The organism is Nostoc sp. (assembly GCF_036919615.1).
Taxonomy (GTDB): domain Bacteria; phylum Cyanobacteriota; class Cyanobacteriia; order Cyanobacteriales; family Nostocaceae; genus Nostoc.
In genome coordinates, this window is the sequence record NZ_JBALCN010000055.1 from 20,900 (window position 1) to 30,580 (window position 9,681).

9 protein-coding genes and 1 pseudogene are annotated in these 9,681 nt (G+C 38.9%); 5 read left to right on the forward strand and 5 right to left on the reverse strand.

The genetic code is table 11. From position 1 onward, the window contains the following. Positions 1-286 precede the first annotated feature (286 nt). Together V7K48_RS16875 and ftsE are read left to right on the forward strand one after the other, a co-directional pair. Positions 287-1,042 carry a WecB/TagA/CpsF family glycosyltransferase gene (locus V7K48_RS16875; RefSeq protein WP_335074360.1) on the forward strand — a complete coding sequence of 252 codons (756 nt, stop codon included), beginning with the start codon at positions 287-289 and terminating at the stop codon, positions 1,040-1,042. Positions 1,043-1,235: 193 nt separating this feature from the next. Further along, positions 1,236-1,982, forward strand: a complete 747-nt coding sequence (gene ftsE, locus V7K48_RS16880) for a cell division ATP-binding protein FtsE (RefSeq protein ID WP_335074362.1) — start codon at positions 1,236-1,238, stop codon at positions 1,980-1,982. 35 nt (positions 1,983-2,017) lie between these two features. Here the strand turns inward: ftsE and V7K48_RS16885 are convergent, their stop codons facing one another. Then, the gene (locus tag V7K48_RS16885) at positions 2,018-2,815 is read right to left on the reverse strand and encodes an armadillo-type fold-containing protein (protein ID WP_335074364.1); all 798 of its coding nucleotides are present in this window, start codon (positions 2,813-2,815) and stop codon (positions 2,018-2,020) included. A gap of 433 nt (positions 2,816-3,248) precedes the next feature. Further along, positions 3,249-3,833 carry a hypothetical protein gene (locus V7K48_RS16890; protein ID WP_335074366.1) on the reverse strand — a complete coding sequence of 195 codons (585 nt, stop codon included), beginning with the start codon at positions 3,831-3,833 and terminating at the stop codon, positions 3,249-3,251. Positions 3,834-4,330: 497 nt separating this feature from the next. Between V7K48_RS16890 and V7K48_RS16895 the strand changes: the two genes are divergently transcribed. Beyond that, the gene (locus V7K48_RS16895) at positions 4,331-5,227 is read left to right on the forward strand and encodes an alpha/beta fold hydrolase (RefSeq protein WP_335074368.1); all 897 of its coding nucleotides are present in this window, start codon (positions 4,331-4,333) and stop codon (positions 5,225-5,227) included. Positions 5,228-5,810: 583 nt separating this feature from the next. Next, positions 5,811-7,745, forward strand: coding sequence for a hypothetical protein (locus V7K48_RS16900; RefSeq protein ID WP_335074370.1), 1,935 nt, complete (start codon positions 5,811-5,813; stop codon positions 7,743-7,745). Between the two features lie 2 nt (positions 7,746-7,747). Here V7K48_RS16900 and V7K48_RS16905 read toward each other — a convergent pair. The 3 genes and pseudogenes from V7K48_RS16905 to V7K48_RS16915 form a co-directional block, all read right to left on the reverse strand. Further along, positions 7,748-8,335 (reverse strand): annotated as a pseudogene (locus tag V7K48_RS16905) (Uma2 family endonuclease). Between the two features lie 272 nt (positions 8,336-8,607). Next, on the reverse strand, positions 8,608-8,838 hold the full coding sequence (locus tag V7K48_RS16910) for an ImmA/IrrE family metallo-endopeptidase (RefSeq protein WP_335074379.1): 231 nt from the start codon (positions 8,836-8,838) through the stop codon (positions 8,608-8,610). Between the two features lie 18 nt (positions 8,839-8,856). Continuing rightward, entirely contained in the window at positions 8,857-9,282 is a 426-nt protein-coding gene (locus V7K48_RS16915) for a hypothetical protein (RefSeq protein ID WP_335074373.1), read from the reverse strand. Between the two features lie 59 nt (positions 9,283-9,341). Here V7K48_RS16915 and V7K48_RS16920 point away from each other — a divergent pair, with 59 nt between their 5' ends. After that, positions 9,342-9,626 (forward strand): hypothetical protein, encoded by a 285-nt coding sequence (locus tag V7K48_RS16920; RefSeq protein ID WP_335074375.1) that lies wholly within the window; start codon positions 9,342-9,344, stop codon positions 9,624-9,626. The last annotated feature ends 55 nt before the right edge of the window (positions 9,627-9,681 follow it).

The window sequence follows — 9,681 nt, forward strand, 5'->3', positions numbered from 1 at the left end:
GTTTCGTGACATATTTCCACACTAACTGCAAGCAGATAGTGGGGACTTCTGTTCCCGGAACCAGAGTTGTGAGTTGAGCGTTTTATACTGAGTGAATATTACACTTTAACAATAAAATTTGGACTGAACCAGTCCAAATACAAGCGCCCAAGACTAATTAGTTTAATTATGCTTTCTATTGTTGCAGGACTATAGGGAATCTCTCCTGCCTAAGTTCTAATATAAAAAAATTTGATAAACTTAACATTCAAGCAAATCTGGTGTGAGGGTTACTCAAGAATAGGCTATGTCTAATGGTAATCAAGCATTTTCAGTATTGGGAATACCAGTTCATGTGATGGCTAACTATCCAGGCTGGTTGTTAGAGTGCCTGCACGCAGGCAGAGGAACTCATGTAGTAACGCTCAATGCAGAAATGACTATGCAGGCAGAGCGAAATCAATTCTTAGCTCAGGTGATTAAAAATGCTGAGCTAGTGATTCCAGATGGAGCCGGGGTTGTTCTGTATTTGCGGTGGCTGTTATGGCAAAAAGTGCAGCGTTTTCCGGGGATTGAATTAGCAGAAAAACTTTTGCAAGAACTTGGGCAACAAAAGACAGGGGCAAAGGTATTTTTCTATGGAGGAGCGCCTGGAGTGGCGTCAATTGCGGCAGATTTTTGGCAGCAGCAAATTCCAGATTTGAGTATAGTAGGCACTCACTCAGGCTACCATTCCCCAGAAGAAGAAGCACAATTGCGACAAACTTTCGCTCAATTGCAGCCACAAGTGATTTTTGTCGGTTTGGGAGTGCCACGTCAAGAGTTATGGATTGCCGAAAACCGCCATTTGTGTCCTCAAGCAATTTGGATTGGCGTTGGTGGCAGTTTTGATATTTGGTCGGGAACTAAAACTCGTGCCCCCGCCTGGTTAGGAAATAATCATTTGGAATGGCTGTATCGGCTTTATCAAGAACCTTGGCGTTGGCGGCGGATGTTGGCTTTGCCAGAGTTTGTTGCCAAAGCGTTTGTTTATCGTTTGACAGCAAGGGGTGCAATTAGTTAAGAGGGGAGAGACGCGATTAATCGCGTCTGTACTGGGTGTTATTACTTAGTTTGGATTAAAGTCTTCAAAAAATTTTAAATTTTCTTTGTTGAATTTTAAATTCCCAGGCGAAACCTGGGAATCCTAATTTTTGAGAGGAATGTCACATCTAAATCGCCAAACTGTTTGGTGTGGGTATGAGGAAAATTTAACAATGCCAGTATTAACAACTCAAGTCAGGAAAGACTTTTCCGTTCATAAAGAGGACAGTGAAACTCAACAGCACGGTAGCAATACTACTGCAAAGGTGCAATTGCAATCTGTAAGCAAGACCTATGCTAATGGCACTCACGCCTTGTTAAATGCGAACCTTGAGGTAAAAAAGGGAGAATTTCTGTTTATCACCGGGCCAAGTGGTTCTGGTAAATCAACGCTTTTGAAACTGATGTATGGTCAGGAGTTACCCACACAGGGAGAAGTAATTGTTGATGAATGTAATGTAGCGAGTTTACGGGGCGATCGCTTGTCATTATTGCGGCGACGGATTGGCATTGTGTTTCAAGACTACAAATTGATTACTCAACGAACAGTAGCGGAAAATGTAACTTTTGTGCTGCAAGCTCAAGGGTATACCCGTAAAGAAATTCAACGACGCCTAGAACCAACCTTGAAACTGGTGGGTTTACTGAGTAAAGCTGACTGCTTTCCAGATCAACTGTCTGGGGGAGAGCAACAGCGGGTGAGTATTGCCAGGGCGATCGTTGGTACACCACCCCTGCTGTTGGCAGATGAGCCAACAGGAAATCTCGATCTAGATAATTCCTGGCAAGTGATCCAGATTCTTCAGAAGTTAAATTCCTTTGGGGCTACAGTAATTGTTACCACCCACGATGAACAATTGGTGCGGCGATGCAATCATCCGGTAGTGCAAGTTTGCAATGGACGGCTGTCTCGAAAATAAGCATTGGGAATTGGGCATTTGCAAATGACAAATAACTAATAAACGTGGTGCTTGACTTTTGCAGATACGGGTGCGAAAGTTGCTGCTGTTTTGGGTGCTACGATTTGTAGGCGATGGTCTCCGACCGACCGGAGGTCATCGCAGGCTTGTAAACTCTTAAAAGCTGCCTCTCGAATCACAACTTCCTCCTCTCGACTGAGTAGGAGTTGCAAGCATTCCACAACATCTTGCTGCACTGAAGAATCAACTCGCTTACGGCTGATGAATTTAGTTAGTTGACGTAGGGCAATCAACCGCTTCAATGGATCTTTTTCTGTTAAATTGACCAACAACTGATCGAGGTGGTCTTCTTCTTGATTTTCATGGAAGTTGACAATTTGCCATACCAATAAAATTAAAGTTAACAGGGTTCCCACACCTTGCACAATAGCACCAGCAGCAATCCAGGGACTGTGAGAGTCAACCCAAATTGCAGCTGCCATATAAGTGCTGACAGTACCAAGACCACCACTGACGACTGCTAAGACTAACCGACGATTTGAACTGTTTAAGAACTTACGTATTTTAGACCAGTGCAATTGCCAGTCCCACTCCTGCATTGAGTAAACCAATAGCATTATCCCAACGCCGATTAAGAGAGCCAATAGCAGTTTCCAGTTCCACAACAACATAGCAACAACGATTGTCAAGAACCCAAGAAAGCCCCCAGGTCCAGAGAAGCGCTTAAATGTTTGCTGCTTTGTGGCTCCCTTTGTCTTGAATTTTGTCAGCGACCAGTTCCAGTTAGGGATTTGGTTGATCAATTGCTGCCAAGAAGACGAAACCTGTGCCACAGTGTTTACCTACTTGATTACGAAATTACCTATTGTATAAGTTTTACTAGGGATGAAGAAAGGGTGAAAGCCCAAACCACAAGATGCCCGGTTTTAATGGACGAATACTAGACTAGTACAGCACGGCGGAAATCAAGATAACATTTTAAATCGCTCACAGCAAGGGCATAAAGGTTTTTTAAATTTTGAATTCCGTGAATGCGATACTAGGCTCGTCGGTATTAATCGTTGTACCTACTCTCAAAGAGAACCCATTCGCCCTTTGGTAAATCCCTTCCAGTCGGGTAGGCTAAAAAAATAATCACACTTAATTAATTTATACTTCATACTTTCGCAGTGTCTGGGAGTGTAATTGATGATTAATATACTCTAAAAGAATACCCCGACTGAGCGAGTAAGCTTAATTTGGTCACTGAGTTTTTAACGTTTTAGGTTAAAGACAAAAACGAAAGTTATCAAGGGTGAATTGACCATCAAAAGCACAGAAGGTAACGCTGTAGATGTTATTCACAGTTATAGATAATAAGGTATTGGGGGAAATTGCCGAGTCTGAATTGGCAAGATTAGCGCTTGGTAGTGCAGTTTGACCGAGGAGTTGGCGATCGCAATCGTAGGCAGAAAGCACTAGCCGTTGCGAACTAGTGACAAAGGTGCTAACCGAGTTTACCGGATGCAAGAAAGTAGCTTCTAAAAATCCGCTTTTAGGCGCTCCCATTAAAACTGTTAGCCCTGAATAGGTTGGGAATGCTGGATTTGATGGCTGTATTGCTAGAGAATTGTGAAAAATTACTCCCCAGCGTTCATACTGGCGCTCTACTGCTTCAAAACACTTCAAGTCTTCTAAGTCTAAACAAATACAAGTAGGTACAGTCACTCTGGCAGGGTCTATAACCGGTTCGACCTGACCCCGCCAAGCTGAAGCTGTAATTTCGTTTTGTATATTAAAGTTGTCAAGCGCAAATTTAGCGTCTTCAATCGTTGGTAGTTTATTTGATTGAAGAGTAGCCTGCTTTACCATGACATTCCGCCTTACCATTACCTAAAGAATAATCAGATTAGTTATACATCAAAGGCTATTAATTCTACATGTAGAATTAATAGTTTATTAAAATGAGCGTTTTAACTTTTCTTGACGCTCAAAATTATTTATGAGTTTCTTGATAGACTACCATAAAAACTTATGTTTGATTCACACTTTAGTGATACTCGTTACCGTAAGAAACCTTATAAAACAGTAATTACAACGTTAAGTTACTTTTTATTGTGAAAAAAATCACCAAATCTTTACAAGGAATCCAGGAATTTTACATCTACTTAATCTAACGGTAGCAAGAAGTCTTAGAGTGATTAGTTCGCTGATAATAACAATGAGTGGGGAGTTTGAACTAAACACGTAAATCTAGGGTGACCAAAGAAGACGCAAAGAAATTATCAAATACTGTTTCCGTGTCCCTGCGTCCCAGGTTTCTTCTTTAAATTGTGCCAACTAATCACTACAGTCAACAAAAAATACTTATGTTTCAACCACTAGGATTTGAACAACGCTCCATAAATACCTCACTAGGTAGAATGGCATACTATACTGCTGCTGGGTCACCTTGGCTAGACAATGTAACTACCAAAGATGATCGGGAAACTTTGGTGTTTCTGCACGGCTTTGGTGGTGGATCTTCTGCTTATGAGTGGTCGAAAGTTTATCCGGCTTTTGCTGCCCAATATCGGGTCATTGCGCCAGATTTGATCGGTTGGGGTAGGTCTGAGCATCCGGCACGGAGTTATCAGATTGAGGATTATTTGACCACGATTCGGGAGTTTTTCGAGCAAACTTGTATTGGGCCAGTAACTGCGATCGCTTCTTCTTTAACCGCAGGATTTACAATTCGAGTAGCAGCAGCTCATCCGGATTTATTCAAGTCTTTAATTCTCACTACCCCCTCAGGACTTTCCGACTTTGGCGAAAACTACTCCAATAGTTTGTTTGCTCAGTTAGTCAGCGTTCCCCTTGTTGACCGTTTACTTTACAGCACTGGAATCGCCACGAGTGGGGGTATTCGCAGCTTCTTAGAGCAACGGCAATTTGCTCAGTCTAATCGAGTGTACCAAGAAATTGTAGATGCTTATTTACAATCCGCTCTACAGCCTAATGCTGAGTATGCAGCACTGTCCTTTGTCCGTGGCGATTTATGCTTTGATTTATCCCTTTACATTCAACAGTTAATCACTCCCACCGCCATTATTTGGGGACAAAGGTCAGAATTTACAGGCCCCTCAATTGGTCGCCGCCTTGCAGAAATTAATCCCCAAGCGATCCGATTTTTTCAACAGTTGGAAGATGTGGGGTTAACACCGCAGTTGGAATTGCCAGCAGTCACAATTGGGTTAATTCGCAAATTTTTGCCTTTGCTTAATTAGTGCTTTGTTCAGTAGTGAAAGCCCCATCTAATTTTCTACCTTTTTTACTGATCTAATTTCAACCATAATTGTCTAGCTAAACTTGGGATTTTCGAGGCTTAATAAATTAAATTAAGGGCGTTACTGAATCATATTCCAATTTTGTAACGCCTTTGATTTCAGCTTAAAGTTACTTACAGGTTGCTTTATGTATATTGCAAAAATATCTCGCTAAAAATATAAATAATTTAATTACTGTTAGTGCTAATAACCCAAGTCGGGGGTTATTAATTATAGGGTTATCTTAATTAGGCGATCGCGCACAATTAAATTTCGGTTACGTACAACACAACCACGCCTGGGGTTTCCCTGATCTGGTGACTGACGTCTGGCTTTGCCGACTTAAAGCAACTGGCCTACGAATTCTATTCGCTACATCTGGGCATATTTTTACACTCATTGAGATGCTCCCACGTCAAGTTCAAGACGAATGGTTTCATTATAGTATTCACAATCACTATACTATCTAAACTGACTTGATAAATTGCTAATTATATAAACAAAATAAGGCATAGCAAATTTATACTAGCAGGTAGATTATCTGATGACTATTCCAGAGTCAATTAAACAATTTATCACATGGATACAAGGTTTTGACCATCGGATTTTACAAAATGAAGATGATGTAAAAGAAAAGTTTATTTTCCCAATGTTTCACTATCTCTGTTATCCAGAGAAATGTCATCGTGAATACCCTTTAAAAATATCTAAATCAGGAAATTACGGGATAAATCCAGAAATTGCTCAGATTTATTATACAACAGATGACATTAAGCAACAAAATACAGATACTTCACTTATTTTTACTGAAGTAATAGAACCACATCAAGCTAAATTAAATGACGCTATTAAGCAAGCTAAATTTTATAATAATCATTTTAAAACACTATTTTTTATGATTACTAATGGATATCAAATAAAGGTTTTCAAGCAACTCCATTATCATAAAGAAGAGTCGATATTTGATACAAATATAGATGTGCTTAGAAATTATGATATTGCCTCAAAATTTTATAATCAGCTAAATTTTGATTCGGTTAAAAATATCGATAAAAGTACAGCAAATATTTTAATATATACTAAATATAACTTAATAGAAAGATTTATAAGACGCTATTCAGATTTACAGGATGTTTTAGAAAAATGTGATTTTGAGCCTTCCACTACCAGAGAAGGCTACCACTTAGTTGTTGTGAAACCAAAAGTAGCGATCGCATGTAATTTACCCAAAGCTTTTGGAGGGGGTAATTGTGAAATAGAGTTCAGCAGCATCATTTTAAGAGGTCTGAAAATTTACTTAAATCATCAAGATATTTTAGGTCAATTAATGACTGGATTGTACACCCAGCCAGATTGGGGATGTCGTCGGTTTTTTAAACAGTTAGATAAAAATACTTTTGAGGTATATTTAGGTCAAACAACTCTAATCTTATCAGAGTTAGAAGCAGTAGATTTGTGTTTGTGTATTGATGGAGTTTGCCAAGAATATAAAAATTTAATAATTGAGTTTGAAAATGTTTTAGAAACATGGAATTTTGAATTCGTAAAATTTTCAGAAAGTCGCGGTTTTATCCTTTTTTCTGTAAAACAAGAATTATGGGAGTTAATGCAGCAGTTTGCTAATGAATTTGATTATACTAAAGGCAAGTCAGAATGGCATCTATTCCATAGAAAAGATATATCAATTAGAGTCAGTCGAGGAATTCGCGATCACACATTTATCTTAGCCAAAATTGATAGAAGTTTTGATTTATTGCCTAATAATCAAATTAATATAATTTATGAGCTAAATGACGTGAATTTACAATCTATTGAGACAGGTAAATTAACCTTATGGCAGCAAGATATTGGAGTCCTGGGAATCTGGACAGCTAGATATACCAAACAGTGGTTATTAGAGAAATATATTCCAAAAGTTATTAATCATTACTCACAAAAGTCTCAACTATCTGAAGCTGAATTGCTAGCCAAAATCACAAATTACAGCAGTGACCGGGCGCTGATTAAAGAAATTAATAATATCAGAGATTTAGCACCTTATCTTCGCGACATCCAATCTTGGCTACATATATGTGTGGAAAATATTGCTGCTTCGCTCTTGAAACCATATTACCAAGCCTATACAAATTTGGTACGTAATACTGATTCGTCCATAACAGGCATAGACTATATTATCGGAAATTTACGTAGGGTTGAGTGGAAAAATACGCAAGTAGAAATTCCTCACACTTTCACAGACAAGAAAAACTTGACTTTTAAATATGCTATGGATTGCTTAGATCAGCAAGTAGCAAGAATAAACAATTGTGAATACGAGAATAGTTTCAAGGCAGATTTAATAACTCGGATATTTATTTGGATTATAGAAAATGGGAAAATCTCTTTCTCGCAAGCTCAATTAAATTCTGCTAAACAGGCTTTGCTACCACTTTGGGAACAAAGTCGCTTTGAAATGCGCCATGTGTATCCTAATCGATAAAGCTACATAATCTGCTCTAAATCCAACACAAATCCAGGTAGGATACTTTCCCCTGATAAACTAGCAGAATTGTCTAATATCTCTACATCTTTACCTGGACGATAAATTTATACTCGCTTGTTTTTCCGGTCGATTAACCAGCCTAATTGAGCGCCATTTTTGATATACTCCTGTATTTTCTCTTGCAATTCTTTCAATGAATCAGTACGAGAACGCAACTCTACTACAGAATCAGGACAAATTGGGGCAAATTTTTCTTGTTGTTCTGGGGTTAAAGCATTCCACCACTCAATTTTCACCCAAGAAGCATGGGGAGAACGTTCTGCACCATTGGGTAGGGTGAAGCCAGTTGAAGAATCAAAACCTTTACCTAATTTAGTCTGTTTATTCCAGATTCCTAATTCAACAACCAGATCAAAATTACGGTCGCCAGTATTGCTACCTGTAGGTGGCATAATTAATAATTCCGCTGATGCTGTACGCTCAAATCGATAATCACGGTTTTTCTGACACATCTGGAAAAATTGCTCATCAGTCAAGTCAATTTTCAATTTGAGTGTAGAAGATAAAGTGGTTGTTGTGGCGTCCATAGACTATTCTGAGCATCTTACTTTCTAGTTTATTGGTGTGTAGGGTGCGATCGCATGATGAGATGATAGCGATCGCACTTTACTGATTAAATAAATTTGTCTGCCCATTCGGTGCAGCTTTACCCAGATAGGATTTGCTTAGAACCCTTGAGAATAAAAATCCAGCCAAGGTCTTGTAGGTGGTTTTTTAAATTAGAAATTGTGATGCCAAGCTCATCTTTCATTGCATAAAGATGTTTCCAATTAGTTAAATCACGTCGTTTTGTTATTTCTTACAGTACATGACAAGGCATTAGCAGACATCTGGCAAAATACTGGGCTTGCCATTCAATTTTATCAAGCTGACTACTGGCAGTATACTTATCAATTGGCTCACTAGCACTACGACATAAGAATGAATGATTAGTTTCTTGAATGCCAGCCTTGATATCTATTTGAGCAGATAAAAGTTCACTTTTATTTGGGTTAACATTAAGTAACCAATGTCCTATTTCGTGAGCAATTGTCGATTCGGTAAAAGCTCATAGAACTTCTGGAATATCATCATTTATCAAAATTGTACGTTCTAAAGGTAAAATCATAGCTATAATCAATCCCCGCTCATCAGGAGCTATTTGTGCATAACAAATACTCAGATTCAAAAACTCACATACCCTAGTAGTATTCATAGATAATTTAAGGGCATCTTGAGATGAAATTTGGATACGACTTAGAAGATCATTCGCTATGTTTTCAATCTCATCTTTAGAATAGAAGCGATTTTGAAGCTTTGCTACCTTATCTCTGAGTTCAGTATTTTCTTTTTGTAGTCTTGCAATTTGCTCATCTCGTGCTTTTACCAATGAATCAATACCCGGACTTTCGCGCACTCGACGGAATAAAGCTGGCATTTCCTTGTAGTTCGCCTTAACCAATTCTTCAAAAGCATCCGAGTCACGTTGAGTCATACGTCCAGCAGTGTATTAAGTCTGGTATTCCCAGACTATATAACTATTATCAGTCAGTTGTGAAAGCACCCACACAAGGGCTGGCACTTCGTTTGTCCTCTCGTGAAGTGATTTTGATAACTACTAAATTACCCTCTGAAAATATGGGCTTACCTTATCCTCTACGTTTGAGAGTATATGAGAAAGGACACCAAGCACCTATTGAGGATGTAATAGAAGCAACGCTAAAACTCACTTTGCTCCATCATGGAGCGCTGAAAGAGCCACGCTTACCCGTTCCACTGTATGGATCTGACCGTATAGCCTATAGAACCCATTTGATATCTTTTTTAGCTGGCAGCTAGTCTTTTAAGCATCAGTCTGATAAAACAAAGCTTGAGCTTGGCATTGGCACGAGCG